General features: G+C 55.9%; 18 protein-coding genes and 1 pseudogene. 12 read left to right on the top strand and 7 right to left on the bottom strand.

Annotation, left to right across the window (positions count from 1 at the left end):
* The first annotated feature begins 9 nt into the window (after window positions 1–9).
* The 9 genes and pseudogenes from BM194_RS04350 (at window position 10) to BM194_RS04390 (ending at window position 10,254) form a co-directional block, all read left to right on the top strand.
* On the top strand, window positions 10–951 hold the full coding sequence (locus tag BM194_RS04350; protein ID WP_092844081.1) for a metallophosphoesterase: 942 nt from the start codon (window positions 10–12) through the stop codon (window positions 949–951).
* A 106-nt stretch (window positions 952–1,057) separates the two neighbouring features.
* Window positions 1,058–1,867 carry a hypothetical protein gene (locus BM194_RS04355; RefSeq protein WP_143097569.1) on the top strand — a complete coding sequence of 270 codons (810 nt, stop codon included), beginning with the start codon at window positions 1,058–1,060 and terminating at the stop codon, window positions 1,865–1,867.
* A gap of 60 nt (window positions 1,868–1,927) precedes the next feature.
* Window positions 1,928–3,040, top strand: a complete 1,113-nt coding sequence (locus tag BM194_RS04360; RefSeq protein ID WP_092844328.1) for an ADP-ribosylglycohydrolase family protein — start codon at window positions 1,928–1,930, stop codon at window positions 3,038–3,040.
* A 114-nt stretch (window positions 3,041–3,154) separates the two neighbouring features.
* Window positions 3,155–4,795 carry a UvrD-helicase domain-containing protein gene (locus tag BM194_RS04365; protein ID WP_092844084.1) on the top strand — a complete coding sequence of 547 codons (1,641 nt, stop codon included), beginning with the start codon at window positions 3,155–3,157 and terminating at the stop codon, window positions 4,793–4,795.
* Between the two features lie 52 nt (window positions 4,796–4,847).
* Window positions 4,848–5,225 (top strand): hypothetical protein, encoded by a 378-nt coding sequence (locus tag BM194_RS04370; protein WP_092844086.1) that lies wholly within the window; start codon window positions 4,848–4,850, stop codon window positions 5,223–5,225.
* Between the two features lie 146 nt (window positions 5,226–5,371).
* On the top strand, window positions 5,372–5,917 hold the full coding sequence (locus BM194_RS04375; RefSeq protein WP_092844088.1) for an ankyrin repeat domain-containing protein: 546 nt from the start codon (window positions 5,372–5,374) through the stop codon (window positions 5,915–5,917).
* A 106-nt stretch (window positions 5,918–6,023) separates the two neighbouring features.
* Window positions 6,024–6,781 (top strand): annotated as a pseudogene (locus BM194_RS04380) (IS5 family transposase).
* Between the two features lie 524 nt (window positions 6,782–7,305).
* The gene (locus tag BM194_RS04385) at window positions 7,306–8,316 is read left to right on the top strand and encodes a DUF3644 domain-containing protein (protein WP_092844090.1); all 1,011 of its coding nucleotides are present in this window, start codon (window positions 7,306–7,308) and stop codon (window positions 8,314–8,316) included.
* A 66-nt stretch (window positions 8,317–8,382) separates the two neighbouring features.
* Window positions 8,383–10,254, top strand: a complete 1,872-nt coding sequence (locus BM194_RS04390; RefSeq protein ID WP_092844092.1) for a UvrD-helicase domain-containing protein — start codon at window positions 8,383–8,385, stop codon at window positions 10,252–10,254.
* A gap of 152 nt (window positions 10,255–10,406) precedes the next feature.
* Here the strand turns inward: BM194_RS04390 and radC are convergent, their stop codons facing one another.
* The 6 genes from radC to BM194_RS04420 form a co-directional block, all read right to left on the bottom strand.
* Window positions 10,407–10,904: a RadC family protein gene (gene radC / locus BM194_RS04395; protein WP_092844094.1), complete on the bottom strand. Its 498-nt coding sequence runs from the start codon at window positions 10,902–10,904 to the stop codon at window positions 10,407–10,409.
* 12 nt (window positions 10,905–10,916) lie between these two features.
* Window positions 10,917–11,528, bottom strand: a complete 612-nt coding sequence (locus BM194_RS04400; RefSeq protein WP_092844096.1) for a lambda exonuclease family protein — start codon at window positions 11,526–11,528, stop codon at window positions 10,917–10,919.
* 93 nt (window positions 11,529–11,621) lie between these two features.
* Window positions 11,622–12,368, bottom strand: a complete 747-nt coding sequence (locus BM194_RS04405) for an ERF family protein (RefSeq protein WP_092844098.1) — start codon at window positions 12,366–12,368, stop codon at window positions 11,622–11,624.
* Between the two features lie 12 nt (window positions 12,369–12,380).
* Window positions 12,381–12,566, bottom strand: coding sequence for a hypothetical protein (locus tag BM194_RS04410; RefSeq protein WP_092844100.1), 186 nt, complete (start codon window positions 12,564–12,566; stop codon window positions 12,381–12,383).
* 90 nt (window positions 12,567–12,656) lie between these two features.
* The gene (locus tag BM194_RS04415) at window positions 12,657–13,625 is read right to left on the bottom strand and encodes a DUF932 domain-containing protein (protein ID WP_092844102.1); all 969 of its coding nucleotides are present in this window, start codon (window positions 13,623–13,625) and stop codon (window positions 12,657–12,659) included.
* Window positions 13,626–13,767: 142 nt separating this feature from the next.
* Complete coding sequence (locus BM194_RS04420; protein ID WP_092844104.1) at window positions 13,768–14,091, bottom strand: hypothetical protein; 324 nt, start codon at window positions 14,089–14,091, stop codon at window positions 13,768–13,770.
* 487 nt (window positions 14,092–14,578) lie between these two features.
* Between BM194_RS04420 and BM194_RS04425 the strand changes: the two genes are divergently transcribed.
* Together BM194_RS04425 and BM194_RS04430 are read left to right on the top strand one after the other, a co-directional pair.
* Window positions 14,579–15,733, top strand: coding sequence for a YagK/YfjJ domain-containing protein (locus BM194_RS04425; protein WP_092844106.1), 1,155 nt, complete (start codon window positions 14,579–14,581; stop codon window positions 15,731–15,733).
* Between the two features lie 252 nt (window positions 15,734–15,985).
* Window positions 15,986–16,348, top strand: a complete 363-nt coding sequence (locus BM194_RS04430; protein ID WP_092844330.1) for a helix-turn-helix domain-containing protein — start codon at window positions 15,986–15,988, stop codon at window positions 16,346–16,348.
* A gap of 36 nt (window positions 16,349–16,384) precedes the next feature.
* On the opposite strand, the gene BM194_RS04435 is transcribed toward BM194_RS04430, so the two are convergent.
* Window positions 16,385–17,167 (bottom strand): YagK/YfjJ domain-containing protein, encoded by a 783-nt coding sequence (locus BM194_RS04435; protein WP_177223342.1) that lies wholly within the window; start codon window positions 17,165–17,167, stop codon window positions 16,385–16,387.
* A 756-nt stretch (window positions 17,168–17,923) separates the two neighbouring features.
* Between BM194_RS04435 and BM194_RS04440 the strand changes: the two genes are divergently transcribed.
* A complete protein-coding gene (locus tag BM194_RS04440) occupies window positions 17,924–19,036 on the top strand; it encodes a YagK/YfjJ domain-containing protein (RefSeq protein WP_092844110.1) in 1,113 nt (370 codons plus the stop codon).
* The last annotated feature ends 6 nt before the right edge of the window (window positions 19,037–19,042 follow it).

Genomic DNA, 19,042 nt, shown 5'->3' on the forward strand with positions numbered 1-19,042 from the left:
GGAGGGAGTATGTACGATCTGATTGGCGACATACATGGCTACGCAACCCCGCTGAAGCACTTGTTGAGCAAACTGGGCTATACGGAGCGGGAGGGCGTCTGGCAGCACCCTGACAGGCAGGTGATTTTCTTGGGTGATTTTGTCGATCGCGGACCGGAACAGGTAGAGACCGTACGTATCGCACGGGCCATGGTCGAGGCGGGGCAGGCTCTGGCGGTGATGGGCAATCATGAGTTCAATGCCGTGGCCTGGGCGACACCGGACCCGAAAAATTCCCAAGAATTTCTGCGGGCCCACAGTGAGAAGAATCGCAACCAGCACCAGGCGTATCTCGACCAGGTCGAGGAGGGCAGTGCGCTTCATCAGGCACATATCGCCTGGTTCAAGACGCTCCCCTTGTCGCTGGAGCTCGAGGGGCTGCGGGTCATTCACGCCTGCTGGCATCCGCCGTCGCTGCGAGTCCTCAGGGATTACACGGATGCTCAGCAACGCATCCTGGAGGGTGCCTGGCCCGAGCTATGCCGCAAGGGCTCCGCGGGCTATGACGCGCTGGAAACGGCGGTCAAGGGGCTGGAGGTGCCGCTACCCGCCGGGGCCGAGTTCTTCGACAAGGACGGCAATGCGCGCCACCACATTCGGACGCGCTGGTGGGAGCTGGAGCGTCTGACCTACCGCGACCTGGCCATGGTGCCGGCCGATCAGATCGAGGCTATCCCCCATGACCCGGTGCCGGAGGATATCCTGCCTGGCTACGCTGGCGACAAGCCGTTATTTGTCGGCCATTACTGGCTGACCAGCGAGCCGGCACCGCTCAACCGTTACATCGCCTGCCTGGACTACAGTATCGCGGCCGGACATACCGAGAGCACAAGCGAGGGCAAGCTGTGCGCCTACCGCTGGGATGGTGAGCGTGAACTATCCAAAGACCGCTTTGTTTGGGTAACAGACTAACTGGGAACCTCTTGTTATCGTCGTACGCCGCCATATGGGCCGTGCCCGCTTTGTTGAGCAAAGGGCGGGATACTTGAACAACATAACCACAATCGGTGACATGAGCATGGACAGGTACCGTCACGACTGCCAAACCGACCTGGCAAGGATTCATGGCAGAACGCTCAAGCAGGCGCTGGCCTTCACGCGGGCCAATCATGCGTTTGGCAACATTGCGGCCACCCAATGGATCGAGATCTGCCCCATCTGTGATGCCTATGCGCTAGGCATGGAAACCAATCATCCCTGGCCGTTCCTCTGTGCGGATGGGGTGATGCGTACCGTCGAGGATTTCGATCCCACTACCCAACAACCCGGTGCGGAAAGCCTGGATTTTTATGGTCTGGAGTCCACCCGATCGGCACTCGACAGTGCTATTGAACTCGCCCAGCAGGAATTCGAGGGAACGCGCCATCTCGAAGAGATCGGCGAGACCTTTCTGACGGGCAACCCGGGGATGACCTCGCTGGATTTCAGCCAGGCGGTCTGCAAATGGGGCAAGGGGCTGCGAGTCTGGGGCAACCTGACTCGGCATTACCGGTTACCCGATCTAGAGCAGGCCCTGAACGACTGGCTGGCAATCGCGACAGCGACCGACGACGCAGCCCGCGCCATTGCGCCGGGCGTGGCCATCAAGGGCTTGAATGTCTCCTTCGCCAGCAAGCACCTGCGGATGCTGGATCCGCAGCGCTATGCCGTGCTTGATGAGGTGATCAGCCAAGGGCTGGGGTTTGCCATGAACCCCGCAGGCTATGCGCTCTTGCTTCGCTGCCTCCATGAGTTTCGGGCCAGGCAGGGGCTGCCGTATAACGTGGCTACTCTGGAATCGGGACTCTTTTATCTGATTCGCCAGTCGGTACGGGCGAGGGACGAGTAACCGGCATAGGAAGGCGCAGTTCGCGCCTTGGAAAACAACGATCAGACAGTGCAGGGAACCATGATCAACGAACGTAATGTCGACGAGACAAGAGGGCGCTTTCGAGGCTGTCTCCTCGGGGGCGCCGTCGGCGATGCCCTGGGCGCCTCGGTCGAATTCCTGTCGCGGGCGGAGATACTTGAGCGCTTCGGCTCGGAAGGGATTACCGACTATGCACCGATCTACGGCGGACTGGGCCGGATCACCGACGATACCCAGATGACGCTGTTCACCGCCGATGGATTGCTGCGAAGCTGGGTGCGGGGCTGTATTCGAGGCATTACCGCGTACCCGGGTATCACGGCGCATGCCTACCTGCGCTGGTTGCATACCCAAGGGGAGTCATCGGTGCTGCAATTTCCCGAGGCTGACCCCGGCTGGCTGGATGGCCAGCACGAACTACAGCATCGGCGTGCCCCGGGGAATACCTGCCTGGCAGCCCTGCGCGAGATGCCGGCATTGGGCGAGCCGGCGCGCAACAACAGCAAGGGCTGCGGTGGGGTCATGCGCGTTGCGCCGGTCGGCCTGTTTGGGTGGCATTTCCGACAGGACCAAGCCCCGGAAGACGTGTTTCGATTGGGTGCCGAACTGGCGGCACTGACCCATGGCCATCCCGCGGGACAACTGACGGCGGGAGCCCTGGCCGTCCTCGTCCTGAGCCTGACCGAGGGCGCGACCCTGACAGAGGCCCTAGAGGTCGCGAAGGCCTGCCTGCGCCAGGAACCTCGTCATGAGGAGACGCTACGTGCCATCGTGCAGGCCGAGACCTTGGCGGGCACCAGGACACCACATGCCGAGGCGATTGCCCAGCTCGGCCAGGGCTGGATCGCCGAGGAGGCGCTGGCCATTGCACTCTACTGCGCCCTGGTGGCCGAGAGTTTCCAGGAGGGAATCATCCTGGCGGTCAATCACGACGGCGACTCGGACTCGACCGGAGCGATGGCCGGCAACCTGTTGGGGGCCTGGCTAGGGGAGCGCAGCATACCGGCGCGATGGCTGGAGCCGCTGGAGCTACGTGATGTCATTGCCGAGGTGGCCGAGGATCTGCTGAGCTTTCCCAACTGGGATATCGACGATGCCGTCAGCAACGAAGCGGAGTACGAGCGCATCTGGCGTAAGTATCCGGGATTTTGATCGCCACCGATCCCCGGAGCGGATAACGATATTTCGAAGCGACCGAGACACGTGAGCGAGCCTGAGGGGAGCCTCGACTCCCCGTGGTTGCCATGGAAGACAAGGAGCCGTTGAATGGCGGAAATCATTCCCTCACTGGAATCTATCGATCTGCAGAGCCTGCCGGATAGCGAGCGCCGGGTGCTGGAAGTCCTGCATGCCCTCGAGTTTCCGGGGCTGCAAGTGTATTTCAGCATGCCGATGGTGATCGAACGCCAGCGCGGGGACATCCGAAGTGAAGCCGATTTCATTCTCTTCCATCCCCGCCATGGCCTGCTGGTCTGGGAGGTCAAGGGTGGCGGGGTCAGTTATGAAAATGGGGTGTGGTATTCCCGGAATCGCCAGGGCAAGCATCAGATCAAGGACCCGGTCAAGCAGGCGGACACGATCCAAGGGGCGCTGCTGCGGAAGATCCGAAAGGAACTGGGCGAGTCGTTCTCCGTGCCCATAGGGCGCAATGTCGTGTTTCCCGATGTCACGCTGGAGCAAGTGACCCTGCCCATGGGGCTCGAGCGGCGCTATGTGATCGACTTCACCGCACTGCAGTCATTGACGGCCGATAGCCTGATGGTGCATTTCCGGCGTTGGCCTCACCAGGAACGGCTGCCTGTTTCCAGCATGGAACAGACCTGGCTGATGGAAAAGGTGCTCAATCCCACCTTCCACCTCACGGTGGACATCAATGCCACGATCGAGCGTGTCGAGAAGCGCCTGGTACAGTTGACCTCCCAACAGCTCTGGGCTCTGGAACTGCTGCACCACATTCCGAGGATGGTGATCGTGGGCGGGGCAGGCACCGGTAAATCGATCCTTGCCCGTCAGAAGGCTCTGGAACTGGCCCAGGCCGGCAAACGGGTGCTGATGCTGTGCTACACGGAGGCGCTCGCGGCGCATCTTCGCCACCATGTGGCAGAAATCCACCCCGAGCCTTTGGAAGGGCTGGAAATCAGGACCTTTCACAGTGCCGCGCGTAACTTGGTAACGCAGGCAGGGGGGCAATGGCGGGTTCCTGAAACACTGCAGGAGCGGGCTCGGTTTTACGAGCAGGCGGTGCCTGACCAGATGATCGAGGCCGCGGGTGTCATCGAGGATCGCTATGATGCGCTGATCGTGGATGAAGCGCAGGATTTCGAGCCCATCTGGTGGCTGGCCCTGCACGACTTCCTTAAGCAGGATGCCCTCGTGGCGCTATTCGCGGATCCCGCCCAGAATTTGTTCGGTCGTGAATTCGAGATTCCGACGGACGCCTTCTCGGACATGGTGCCCTATTACTTTCCCCTGACCTGGAACTGTCGCAATGCCAGGGAAATCATTGACTGGCTGATGCGTCGCTTTGAGTTTGCCAATCCGCCGGCAGACACCCAGCCCAGCAGTGGCTATCAGGTCGAGGAATTTGCCTGGACCATGGCTGAAGAGCAGGAGGCACAGCTCAAGCGTGCCTGGGCGACCCTCAAGGAGAACGGGGTGATGCCGGAACAGCTCGCTATTCTCAGCCCTCATGCACCTGAAGAGAGCCAAGGCATCCAAGCCTTCAAGAAAGCTTTTCCGAAGGGGCAGTTCCGCTACAGCAGCATTCGCAGCTTCAAGGGCCTGCAGGCGCCCTTCGTGTTTCTGGTCGACATGGATACCAGTGACTTCGCTGCCCGTGAGGACCTCTGGTACGTCGGAGCCACCCGGGCCACGTTGGGCCTGAAGACCTTCAGCGGTAAGACCTGAACTCACGGCTTGGCTTCGTTGAGCTTGGTAAGGAAGTAGAAAGGAGATCTCAGTGAGCAGGAAGACAGTCTTGGAAGTGGCGGCGATCATGGCCATGATGGGCATGGCGCCTGTTGGATGGGCGTCAGGCATACCCGAACAGTTCCTGGGATTCTGGGAAAAACAGGAGTCTTGTTCCAAGGCGCTGACGTTCGGGATGCCGGACACGGGCCTGATCATCCGAGAGGCGTCCATCATGGGGTATGAACAGCCCTGCGATCTGAAGACGATCCTCGCGTCTGGCGAAACCACACTGCATGCGACGTTCAGCTGTCATTTCCCCGATGGAAGTGAGGATATCGATTACCAGTTCGAGAAGAGCACTCAGGGCAAGCTGCAATACCATACCGAGGGCTTTGACAGTGACCCACTCGTCAGGTGTGAATCATGAGGTGGAAGGTCGCGCAAGGGCCAACAAGCTGTTATTGACTTTATATCGCCCAAGGCGTTTCGTAGACGCTCGGTTAAACGAGACTGCAGTATAATTGCGATGTAAAAAAGCATGGTTATGCTGATTAATTTTTAATAGGAAATACTGTGAGCGAGCTTCAGGCCTACATCGAGAAAGTTTACGAGCAAGCGAAAATTGGTGACTGGGGGCGAGTCTTTTCTGAGTGGAGAGATATACCATTTATCGCAAACCGGTGTAGCCGCTATCAAAAAGAACATTCTGGTTGGACATTCCTGCATCAAGCAGCTTATTTCGGACATGAGGAAGCCTGTCGGGAATTGATTCGGTTAGGGGCTTCTGTTGGAGGGCAGACCCATAACGGAAAATTAGCTGCAGATATTTCGCAGGAGAAGGGGCATACGGCTTTGGCAGCCCTCTTACGGCGAGCGCTACAAGATGAGGAATCACTCTGGGCAACCTCGAACGATCCAGACCTGCGACCTAGTAGCAATCTTTGGGGTGAGGCTATAGAACGTCAAGCAATAGGGGGTATGCTTGTTGCTTATGCTGGGGGGATAGTCAAAATTCCAAGCGGCGCGAGATACTTTACAGACTCGTTTGAGCGTATCCTAGTTGGTTGGCATGGTACTTTTGACCCGCCTTGCGGAATGGATGGCGAATCAATGTTATAAGGCGTATTGCCCGCAGGATCTTATTTTGAAAGCAGCTCAGCCATTCCTCGTTTTTCGGCATGGTTAAATGATCGTAGCTGATGCATTCTGACACGTTGTCGAGCCGCTGCTGCTACCGCCGAAACCCAAGCCGCGTGGTGGCCGACCTCTCGTCTCCAACCGCGCCGCCCTGACAGGCATCCTGTTCGTGCTGAGCTCGGGTATTCCCTGTTAGATGCTGCCGCAGGAGATGGGCTGCGGCTCAGACGTCACCTGCTGGCGTCGCTTGTGTGACTGGCAGGAGACGGGGGGCTGGGAGCATCTGCACCAGACGTTACTGGAACATCTCCATCACGCCGATCAGCTCGATTGGGAGCGGGCCTGTATGGATAGCGCGTCCATACCGGTAAAAAGGAGGGCTCGGCCATCGGCCCCAACCTGACAGACCGGGGCCGGTCGAGCACCAAACGCCACCTGCTGACGGATCGCCAGGGTGTCCCGTTGGCCATCCTGCTGTCGGGAGCCAACATACATGACAGCGTGCCTCTGGCGGCTCTGCTCGATAGTGTTCAGCCAGTTTCATCGGGCCGACCAGGGCGTCCTCGTTGCCGTCCCCGCAAGCTTCACGCAGATAAAGCTTACGATCACCGACGTTGCCGCTGGTCATGCCGGGCTCGTGGCATCCAGTCCTGCATTGCTCGTCGAGAAGTGGAAGACGGCCAGTGACTCGGGCGCCATCGCTGGGTGGTCGAGCGAACCTTTGCTTGGCTGGGGCGGATGAGGCGCTTGGCAATAAGCTATGAACGGCGTGCCGATATCCACTATGCCTTCACGCTGCTGGGGTGCTCGTTGATCGGTCTGAACAAGCTTCGAGGTAGGTTTTGAAAGGCACTGTTATCCCTTGGAGCCAGATCGGCTTGGTTCAGAGAGCTTCGCGCGGTTTACCGCGCTGAACACGCAGAATGTCGGCCATCACGGAGGGTAGGGTATGCGATTCGTAGACGTCATGAACGGCAGGCAGGGTCGAGAAGATATTCGGCCAGTCGGCATAGAACGCTAGGTGGGTTAGCGCCTGGGAGGCTCAGGGGTAAAGAAGGGGACATGCTGCCGATAGGAGTGAAGTAGACCCTATTCATTGGGCCACCTGACAGGCGATCTAAGCTCAGAGCGTATAAGGCTGCTTTCGACCCAAAGCCGACATGCCGGCAAAAGCAGCGAGCATGTTTATCAGTGTTATTCAGCATGCGCGATGATTGGTGTTATACTGCCAAGCTATACTTAATTTACAGGATTTCAATAAGCTAATAGGTGTTTAATCGTGCAGAATAACATTATTGAACGCGCGTGCGCATTCAAGTGGAATATCGAGCACGCCACCTAATACCTGTTAGCCATGAGGAGGACTCAACGTGCGATCGCGAGCCCGCGTACTGTTAGATAAGTCAATTCAGGCGATGCTCGCCGCCATTGAAGTTTACAACAAGCCTCAGTTCTCCTACCGGGAAGAGACCTTCTCAATCCTTGCCGTGAACAGCTGGGAACTGCTGCTAAAGGCTCGGATTCTCATGCTGGATGAAAATCGGATAAGCTCTATCCTTGAGTATGAGCAACGCACGAACGCCGACGGCACGAAATCGAAGCAGCGTTATCGTAAAAAGAACCGTTCCGGAAACCACATATCGATCAGTTTGTTCAAAGCGTTCGACCTTCTTGTGAACGAATATGCCGATGCTGTGCCTTCCGTCGTACGCCGAAACCTAGAGTTATTAGTCGAGGTCCGGGACAACTCCATCCACTTCATCAACACGGAGAGTGTCCTTGAACTCCGAGTGCAAGAAGTCGCAACGGCGTGCCTCACCAACTACATGAGCCTCGTCCGCCAGTGGTTCGGCGTCGACTTCACGAAGTACCACATTTTCTTGATGCCCATAGCCTTCGTCCGGGATTTCCATGTGGCCGACGCAGTTCAGCTCAACAGCCAGGAGAAGAAGCTCCTCCAGTACCTTGAGCAGGCCGAGACCAGCGGAGAGGAGGAGGAACCGGACGATTTCAGCATGGCGGTCCGGATCGATTTGCGACTACACAGGACGTCCGGGAAAGGTGATGTGGAAGTGCGCGTCTCGAATGCCCCCGACGCCGTGGCGGTCCGGCTGGAAGAAGAGGATGTCCGAGAACGTTATCCGCTCGACTACCGAATGTTGTCCCAGCGGCTCAGGAAGCGTTACGTCGACTTCAAAGCAAACGATAAGTATCACAAGATACGGAAGGCCCTGGAGGCAGATGAGAGATTCTGCAAGACGAGGTTGTTGGACCCCGGAAACCCAAAAAGTGCCGTGAAAAATTTCTACAACGGCAACATAATAAAAGAGTTTGACAAGCATTACACCCGGGATAACAAGGCGTTCAAGCCGACCAGTTGAAAGCCGCTTAACGCCTTTCAACCGTCGGCTTAACCTTCGCGTTAGACTGCAAGGATAGGAGGGGGCATGGGACGATTTGTATCACCATCAATAGAACATTTTGACCGATTGCGACAGCCACTCACTGAAGGTGAGCGGATGGTATTCGACTTGTTCAATGAGACGCTTGCGCCAGAGTGGGAGATTTACATTCAGCCCCACCTTAATGGGTTGCGTCCAGATTTTGTTCTGATGAATCCCGCTGTCGGAATCGCCGTCTTCGAGGTGAAGGACTGGAATCTCGACGCGATGCGCTATTGGGTACAGGAACGGCCCGGCAGAGCTCCTCGGCTATACGCGTGTGACGGCAGGAAGGAGTTTTCGGTTCAGAACCAAAATCCGGTTGAAAAAATATATAGATACAAACAGGAAATACATGAACTGTATTGCCCTAGATTAGATGGAAAAGCCGGTTTTGCCACGATTACCGCCGGGATCATTTTCCCATTCGCCAATACCGCAGCTGTCCACGAACTTCTGCGTCCTTGTCTGGATTATCGAGGGATGCTTGGTTGGCCTCAGTACAACCCCGTCTCTGGTGCTGAAGCCATAGCTGAGAATAAAGTTAATCTAGTCTTCCCTGAAAGTCGCCGGTCAACTTCTAGATTCATGAGCGATGAACAGGCTGACGACATGCGAAATTGGCTGATTGAGCCTGATTTTTCTGCGACTCAAAGAAAGCCCATCGAGTTGGATACAACTCAAAGATCATATGTGACTTCTCGAACCCAGTCCGGCTACAGGCGAATCAAGGGTCCAGCGGGCTCTGGAAAATCCTTGATCCTTGGCGCTCGCGCGGCACAACTTCTCGGTGAAGGAAAAGAAGTTCTCGTTGTTACCTTCAATATCACTCTTCTGCACTATTTGATGGATGTTGCTGTCAGGTGGCCAAACTCGAAGGGTCGCACGAGGCAGGGTGTTACCTGGTTGAATTTTCATGCATGGTGCAAGCGAGTTTGTTTGGATTCTGATCACGAGAAAGAGTATCTCGACCTATGGCGGGGTGCCGAAGAAGAAAGACGAGACGAAGACAATGTGCTGCGGTTTCGCCTACCTGCATTGGTAGGAAGCTGCATTGATTCAGATGCTGATGAGATGGTTCAGCGCTACGACGCCGTTCTGGTAGATGAGGGGCAGGACTTCTTGCCATCGTGGTGGAATGTACTTCGTAAAGTATGTCGGGATGGCGGTGAAATGCTGCTTGTCGCGGACGCCACGCAGGATGTGTACGGAACCGCTCATTCATGGACCGATGAGGCTATGACGGGCGCCGGATTTCCTGGTGGTCGTTGGGCGGAGTTACAAACTTGCTACAGGCTGCCGCCTTCTGCTTTGAAAGTGGCAAGGGATTTCGCCAGTCAATATTTGCCGCCGGACACCGTCGACTTGCCCAATGGCCCGCAAGGCGAACTCGATTTGTACCCGTGTGCATTGCGATGGGTTCAAACTTCTCCTGTACGTGCCGTCGAGATATGCCTTGAAGAAATCCTTCAAATGGCGCCGCGCGCTACCGATGCCATTTTGGCGATCCCTGATATTACGTTTTTAACGGGCAGCCAGAAGATGGGTGCTTCTGTTGTAAATGCTTTGGGGTCCAAAGGCGTCAATGCGGTGCATACATACAGCGCTGACAAGAAGGAATCGCGCAGACGCAAAATGGGTTTCTATATGGGGGATGCACGAGTAAAGGCGACGACCCTCCATAGTTTCAAGGGGTGGGAATCTCGTGCCATTGTTATTTTTGTGGGAGAGAAGACTGGCGGGCAAACACTTGCGCTGATTTATGCCGGGCTTACAAGGCTTAAGCGGCACGAAGAAGGAAGCTTTCTGACCGTGGTCTCTTGTGCAGGCGACCTAGTAGAGTTCGGGAGGTCATGGGATACCTATGAAGAGCGGTAGGCTAGGTGCGTTGCAGTCTAACTCAAGCGTTATATAATCCTGCGCTGAATGTCCGCTTCTGGCCGAAAGCTGCCAAAAGAAAAAGTTCGCTACCACTACCTAGCACCTTCCCGTGCGGGAGGCGCTAGGTATATACCGTTATCGTTAATACTCTAACTCCATCCCCGTTCAGCAAGGGATACACAACCTTCTTTTCCTACAACTACATGATCCAGCACCCGTATGTCGACCAGACTCAATGCCTCCTTGAGACGCTGGGTGATACGTAAATCGGCATTGCTGGGCTCGGGATTGCCTGAGGGATGGTTATGGACCAGGATCACTGCCGCGGCATTGTGGGTAAGCGACGTCTTGACGACCTCGCGCGCATGGACACTGGCCGAGTCGATCGTACCGCGGAAGAGTTCCTCGAAACGGATCACCCGATGCTGGCTGTCCAGGAACAGCGCACTGAACACCTCATGCTCGTAGTCCTGAAGCAGGACCTGCAGGTAGTCGAAGGCGCGGGCCGGCTGGCTGATGACGCGTCCACGGGCCAGGCGACGGCGTGCCAGTTGCTTGGCCATGTGGAAGATATCGGCTTCGGTGACGGCGGAGGCCACCTGATAGGTACCGGCCACTTCGCCGGCCTGGAATTTGGCAGGGCTCATTGCTGTCTCCTTTTATGCCGCCATGACCTGGGCCATCCGCGTCTCGAGCACGTCATGAAAGGCTTCGACGCGCTCGACAAGAGTTTTAATCAGCGCTTCATCTCGGTAGGCCCGCTTGATGAACAGCGGCATGCCCGGCCAGTAGCTGACGAAGTCGATCCACTCGCGTTCGCTGATCCATAGCCCGCCCTGGCACTGTACGACATGTTCCTGGGGCAGCTCATCGGCCAGCAGCAGCTCGATCTGGTACTTGGGCAGCTTGGTCTTGATCTCGATAAGCCCGTCCTGGCCCACCAGGCTGTCCGGCGAGTAGCCCACGCCGTGATTGAGGATGATACCGACCTGCTCGAGGGCTTCATGGCTTGTCGCCTGGCTATACAACGCTCGAGCGGTAGATTCGAGGGCATGGCCACGCTGGGTGTGGGCGTTGCCCGCAAAGGCGTCGGCGGGCTCCCCGGTGATGCGTTCACCGATGAGCTGGTTCATGTAGCTGTAAGCGCCGGTGCCAAAATTTCCCGGCCCTTTGCCCTTGACCAGCAGCGTCTTGATCTCGGACATCGTCACGATCCCGAGCCGGGCCGCGTGCCATTCCGGCGTGCCCTGCTCGAAAGTCAGGATTTCCATGGGGTCACCTCGTCAGTGTTCGGAGTAATGGGAAAGGCAATGCGACGGCAGCGATGGGCAGTCGTCTCTAGCCCACCGCTACGTTGGAGAGGGTCATTGCATGGTGGGGTTGGCCTGCCGGGACTGGGCCCGTTTGGCGAGCGACGCGCGCAGCCGATCGAAGTCGGCCTTGGGTACCTGGCTGACCGAGGCGTACTTGCCGACGAACCATTCCTGAGTGGCCGGGGGACAGTTAGCGAGCAGCCGGCCTAGCTGCCCGGCCTGGAACGGCGTCACGCAGCGAGCCGGGGCCGCCGTCTGGCCATTGTCGTCCTGGCCGCGGGTGGTGATGTTGAGCAGTGCACACAGCACGTAGCGCTTGCCGTAGCTTGTCGATGAGCCGAAGGCCTGCACGGCATTCTTGTTGCCACTGACATCGGCCGGCAGCAGCATGCGGGTTTCTTCGCGATGCCCGGCCTGATGCATGAGGATGCCGGTCACCTCGAGCCCCCGCTCCTGCGTCTGGATGCGGAAGCTCACCGCAAAGCCATGGCGCTGCAGGATGGGACGCACCGTATCGACGATGTCTTCCAGCGTGGCGTACTTGCCGTTGTTGCCCTGGCCACGCTCCTCGATGCTGGGCAGCTCGGTCTGCATGGCGGCCATGGCCGCGCTGTAGGCCATCATGGCCTGGCGATCCAGGATGCGTTCCTGCATCTGCAGGAGTCGCTCCATCTTGTCGATGTCGACGTCCGGATTCATCGCCGCGCGTTCGATGACCTGGATGATCGCCGTACTGTCGTTGTGGGGCTCGGGCAGTTGGGTAGCCGTGTTGTCTGGTTGAATGGCGGATGGCTTCATGACGGTGCTCTCCTAGAGATAATCCTGAATGACGTTGGCCACGTCTTCCGGTGCCACGGGGTCGAGACTGACCGTGGCGCGATAGAAGCGGCCCTGGGCGCAGACGAGCGTGTGCGCCTGGGGATCGTCCTGTTCCACCAGCAGTCGGGCGAGCTGGGTCAGGGCATGGGGTATCGAGAGTGCAGATTGCTCAGGCATGGCCTGTCTCCTGGTCAAGAAACAAAAAGCCCGGCCAAGATGGGCCGGGCGGTTATGCCGTCAAGAATGAATGCGGTAATGCGTGAGGTGTCACGCCACGAGCTCGAGCGCGGTATCCAGGGCGCGGTGCTTCAGGTTGGCGCCCTGGCCGAACCATGCGGAATCCAGACGCGTGTCGGTGCTGCGGGCGCGCTTCTCGTGATCGACGAACTCCGTCACGGCATTGAGCAGGCCCCAGGCAGTATCCTGCGCCGTGACCAGCTGGGAGCCACGCCCTGCGCCGTGATAGAGCCGCAACAGCTTGTTCAGCGTCCGGCTATGTACCGGCTTGTCCGAATCGCTGGGGGGCATATCCGGCGTGTTGAGCACGGTCTGGAAGTAGCGTGTCGCCTCGTCGGGATGGATGCGACGTTCGGCCAAGGCCCTCATGCGCGTCATGAAGTCGTCCCATTGCGAGACGGAGATCCCCAGCTGCCGCTTGACTCGCTGCGGATCGAACACCGTGCTGTGAGGCACTCGGACCATCTGTGACGCACCATCCACTGCCAGGCTCAGCGTGTTGTTGCACACAACGCGCACTGTCGTCGGTGTCGCGACCGTAGCCAGCGAGCCGTCGCAGGACGTCGCCAGCAGCAGATACCCTCGGACCTCGTCCTTGCCTTTCAGCGAGGTGCTCAGGCCACTACGGGCCAGCGCCCAGAACTTGCGCCCCCCCTTGAGCACGCCTGCCGTCTCCAACTCGTAGCCGGCGTATTCCGTGAGGTCCCGGTAGAATTCCAGCACTTCCTGCGGCTGAACGACCTTGTAGCGCTGGGAGACTACCGAGAGTGGTACCTTGCTATCAGAGCGGAACAACACCTTCTGCTCGGGAAAGGAATGGATGCTGCCCAGGTGAGACGCCGCATCGGCAATGAAGCGCACCGGGGTTTCCTGGATATACCAGTTCATGCCGGCCTGCTGCTGCCAGACCTCCAGCGGCTGATGCGGTGACAGCTGTTGCCCCAGCCCGTGCCAGGGGGTATCGCCAACGTAGGCCATTTGTTCGATGAGATGTGCCATGTGAAAAATCCTTGTAGTGCAGTCAGACACGGCATAACGGCCCGCCACCTCCAAGGGCAGCGGGCAGGCCGTGTTTAGTTGAGAACGGGAATGCGAAGACATGACCTGAATCGGGAAGCACAAGCCATGAAAGTGATACGAGTCAGGGACGGAAGGTATGGCCACAGGCCTGGCAGGCGTAGTTATCGAGGACGTGAGTATCCAGTTCCTCGCCGAGCTTGGCCCCGGCAACGCCTCCCGCGGTGCCTCCCACCAAGCCACCGAAGACGGCGCCGGCCAAACTGCCTACCGTGATTCCCACTGGGCCAGCCCAGGCACCGATCAACGCGCCCGTTTCGGCACCGGCCATGGCGCCTGCTGCTCCACTGGCAGTTCCTGCCGCTGCGCCGGTAGCGCCTCCCACCTTGCGGCCAGAGTGGCGCGTAATCACTCGATACGAGCCGCAGCTCGGACAATGCACCGACATGAAAACCTCCTTGAGATAGTCAGCGAGAAAGCAATACGGTTTGCTATCAAGGAGGTAGTACAGGTTTGAAAATTGTTTGAATCCTATCGGACGATATGCTCAACAAGATGGAGCACGCGATACTAGTTTTCAGTCAGCAGGAAGTAAGTATACCCCAGCAAAATCGTGCCTATTAAACCAACAACCCTTGGATATACCCAACTTTTTTAAACCGGGAATTTAGGATCCTCTATTATTTGAATAGACAGAGCTATTAACTATAGATTTATTCCCTGTGATCAATAGATCACTAAGGGAAGTGATACGGCCATGTTCTGTCAAGCCACATCCTACAAGTGTGCTTGACGCACCTAGTTAAACAACCAGTCATGCATGAAGGGTGATCAAGGATTCAATCAAAGCTTGTTAGTAGTTTGAGCATCTGTAGATTTTTAGTGGATTGGGGAATGATACGAGAAAGTACCTTCACCAACCACGAGTCTCAACAATGACTTACTTCGACGTCGATTACCGCACCCCTTTGAACGACGATGTCATCAGCGATGACGCCATGCGCGAGATCATGCTGGAAGCTGGGCACTCCAGCGAGTTTATCAGCATGACGACGGCGCAAGGCACCATGGAATATATCGATAATGATCAGGGATGGCTCAACGAGCTGATCGAGGTTGATAAAAATCTCAAGGCATGCTGTACCGATACTTGTTACCTGAACATAGCCATGCTGGCTCAGCCGGTCGTGTACGATAGCGACAACTACGTGCTACGAGGCAGTCCGCTACTCGATGCGCTGATTGAGGCCTACGTGGCGCTCGATTGGGTTTTTTACCAGACATCTATTGGTCAACACTACCGTCCCAGCCCATACGCTGAAACCTTTCTTAGGGCTTTCAGGGATTGTGCCTTCCTGCACGCCTGTATCGAGACTGACACGCCAATCATGTCCTGGGTCGAGGCTGAGAATACGGTGACTGAGATCAACAATCGGTTGCTGAGCTGGCGATCCTATATATCGACTCGTAGCTTCGACCATGAATGCAAGCGCGCTTATTACAACAGCAGGAGAAATCGAAAGAGCATGCGTGAGTGGGTTAATGCCCTGTTTCAAAAGCACGCTTACTTGCAGGTAATCAGAGTAGATTTGGGATACCGAAAAGATATCGCGACTAGCGTCCCGTACGAGATGGCTAGCACCCAGCGTGCAAAGTTTTGCAAATACTTCCATCATGAACTGCTCTTTGCACACATGGTCGGCTATGCATGGAAACTGGAATGGGGAGTAAGCCGGGGCTTTCACTACCACTTCTTGTTCTTCTTCGATGCTTCGCAAGTCCAAAATGATGTCCTACGAGCTCAATGGATAGGCGAATACTGGAGCCAGAAAATCACGAACGGCGACGGTACCTATTACAGCTGTAATCATAATGCCGACACGACCTACTACTACAATGCCTTGGGCAAGATGGCATATCACGATGTTAACAAGCGTCAAGGGCTTGAGTACATCATCAGCTACCTGACCAAGCCCGATGAGTACGCGTCCTTGGCTGTTTCAGGCAGGACTTTCTTCCATAGCCGAACCCCACACTCATCCGGTGGGCCACGTCCAGGCCGGCCCAGGCAGTATCCATCAGCCTTCTGAGGCGTCATTCCTGGCTTCGCTTTTATCCGTCTATTGATCCGTCAGCGCCGGACTCACTACGTCACTGCCCCCGGAAAACCGGGGGTTCCTTCGCCCGTGCCTATGGTATGGCGGCATTGCCGTACTGACTTACCAACTAACCAGAGAGCAAATCCCATGAGCGAATATTACAGTGACTTCTGGATGCGTGAATTACTCGAGAAGCATCCTGAGATAGCTGCAGGGCACCAGAGGGGGCCAACTGTATGCACCATGCCTCCTCACAGAGGGCAGCCTCTCCCCGCCACGTCCTCGTCTGTTCACCAGTCTCCTAATTCTTTCAATCCGGCACTGGCTGCACAAGGGCAAGCACGAAGCATTCCATCCTGTCGGCCCCAGGAGCACTCGGCGATCCAAGTGACACTACCCCAGCACAGTGATAGGGCAAACTGTGGGGACATTCAGGCACTCGTGAGCGCAGCCTGCGAATTGCGTCATCAGCTGCGCCTGACCCAGCGTGCCTTTGCCGAGCGGCTGGGGGTTAACCCACGCACTTGGCAAGAATGGGAGCAAGGTAGACGGTTGCCTTCAGGGCCGGCTAGGGCACTGTTAGAGCAACTATTGAGCCAACAGTAGCTAACTGAAAGCTATACATGGGCAACCGTAGAATCTTTACGATGTACCACGAAGTTTGCCTCGTCCGAAGGAGAGTTCGTTGCCAGGCAGCCGAAGCCTTACCAAATCATCAGTCTTGGTTAGAGAATTAATCGCATGGCACAGCCCTTCCATACTTCGGCTGTCATCAATGCTCACTGCGTCAACGACCCTGGCATGGTAACGCTCCTCAATGTCGGTTCGGCTACAGCTAAAGTATGTTCCTTGATCCTCTACGAATTTATCAGCCCATAATTCACCCAAGGAGAGCGCTAACTTCGCATCTTCTTGTCGTACTGTTCCGTCGAAGAATAGCAGTAGATTAGTGTGATATCCTTTTACGGGCCCGTATTTTACTGCCCAAGCATACCCTACCCACTGAGCAAAAAGCTGGTGTGAGTGGCGTAGAGCCAGATATGCTTCGCGATGACGCTTCGCTTTCTCGAAATTGATGGCGTCTCGATGGTTTGGTTGATAGCCTAGATCTAAACGCACGACGCCCAAGCGCTCATATTTACTCAGCAATTTGTCAGCATACCTTGTAAAACCTAGCCGTTTTCTCTCCGAGGCTCGTTTTTGGTTCGCAACTTCCTTTAAGAAAGCATCGTCCGAAGTGACAGCACGAAACTTGTCAAGAGCAGCATTCAGCTCCGAGAGGATCTCCCGTGCCTGCTTAGGCTGTACAGATATTGGCTTATCACCAATCCAGGCTAGGAGTGTATCGCAGTCAGATAAGCAATCGATTAGCTTTGTTAGATGAGGGTTTAGCTGTAATCGCTCGTTCAAATGTGGGGTTTGCATCAAATCAGTTAGCGTGAACCTATGGCTAACCAGCTCGCTAAGCCGGGGATCTCCGGTGAGTGATACGCGAGAGGAATCACGTCGGTGCGGAACGCAAGTCTCCTCCAGAATAAAAGGCGAAGGGTTATCGCAAAGCGACTTAGAGAAGTTATCGGCACCCAGAAGGTCCCTATACCAACCGCTCTCGGTTACAAATTCTCGTACCCTACTATCACCGTATGGGCCGCTAGTATCGAATGCCCTGGTAAGGTTCAGGGCGTCTAATAGTTCACTCTTCTGCCAACGCAGCTGTGTTAAGCCATTCATGCTCGTCTCCCTTCGAAATCTGCCCAGTGTATCGGCCCCATAGACCGGTCTGCGATTTGCGTTGCTTGAGACCGCTAGTTCGGCCTTAAACTGGTTCCTAATGTCTCAGAAACTGGTTCCTTGGATGCCTTTGGGACGTTCTGGACAATTGAATGGTTGGGTACTGAGTTACCCGTGTTGTCACGCCTAACTCTGCCGAGTCGATGGGCGCTTAACCAAGTAGCAAGCCTGTGCGAGTCATGACACTGGATAGCCTGCGGATGACTGGTGAAGCATGCTCTGTTCATGGGTTGCTGGGCTGACATTGCTGCGTTTTCTCCTTGGGTGGATTCGGCTTGCAAGGGCTTAACTGAGGGCCTATGATGAGCTCAATGCTAGTTTAGGTTCACAAGTTGTTCAAGCGCCAGGCTGCCATCGCAGGGAGCCGGCCCGAGGAGGAGAGCGAAGAGAGTGGCACGTCCCAGGCAATCGATTTTTGACGAGGAGGAGGAGAAGCAGCTCATCATTCCGATGACCGAGTTCGGGATTCGTATGGTTACTAGAAACGGGGAGGTCACCGCTGTTACGAGCGAATTCAGTAACATTCGTTCTCTCTCGCTGGCAGAGAGGGTAGTTAATGAACTGAGCCACATGGATTCTGAGCCTTACTACGAAGTCAGGCACGACCATGGTCGCTCAATATTCTACCGGGTAGTACCAAGCCAGCTTATGAAACAGATGAGTAAGGCCTGGAATGGAATGAGCCAAATTGTGAGTATGGTGGAGTCTGGCTCTGAGCGGTCAGTCCCAAAGGTGCGCATAGCTTCAAGGCTGAATGTCTTTCAACAAGCCTACAGCGAATTGCTAACCAAATATGGGAGTAGGATTGCTAAAAAAGATGGTTTTTTGTTGGAGAAAGCTTCTTTTGAAGATTTTTCAAAACTCAGCAAGGAGACCTTTGCAGGTTTTAAGGAGGCGCTGGAAAGCCCGGTAGTGAGAAAAGAAAGCAAACAAGCGCAGACTAGGATGTACCGCAATCGTCAGTCGCTGTTTGCGTATGTTGATAGCTTATTAACCCACTATTCTAAGCTATATGTAGTGCGTGTAGATCTTGGATATAATCCTGATAGCGCGAGGGTGCCACAGAAAGTTACCTATTCTCGTGCTAAGCGAGATTTCGAAAAGCTGATGGCGCATCGGCACCGGAAACGAATGTGGAAAGATGATCTGGTGGGTTTTATATGGAAACTTGAGGATGGGGCAGAACGTCGTTATCACTACCACCTCTTGCTGTTTTATGACGGGGAGCGAGCAGAGCAGCATAAAGAAGACCAGAAACTTATCCATGAGCAATGGATAAACGACTTAACTGAAGGGGACGGCGCTTGCTTTATCAGCTGGGAGAAGGCAGAGGAAACGCCGCTGGGAGTTTCACCTGACGGATTAATAGATCGAGAGGATCATGCTAAGCGAAAAGCGATCTTGGTATATCTAGATTATTTAACGAGAATTGATCGGTTAATTGGGCTTGAGGTGCCTGATAACGCGAGAGTGTTTGGAAAAGGGCAGTTGCCTAAGAGTTAAGGAGCG

This window comes from Modicisalibacter xianhensis (assembly GCF_900113605.1).
Classification (GTDB): Bacteria; Pseudomonadota; Gammaproteobacteria; order Pseudomonadales; family Halomonadaceae; genus Modicisalibacter; species Modicisalibacter xianhensis.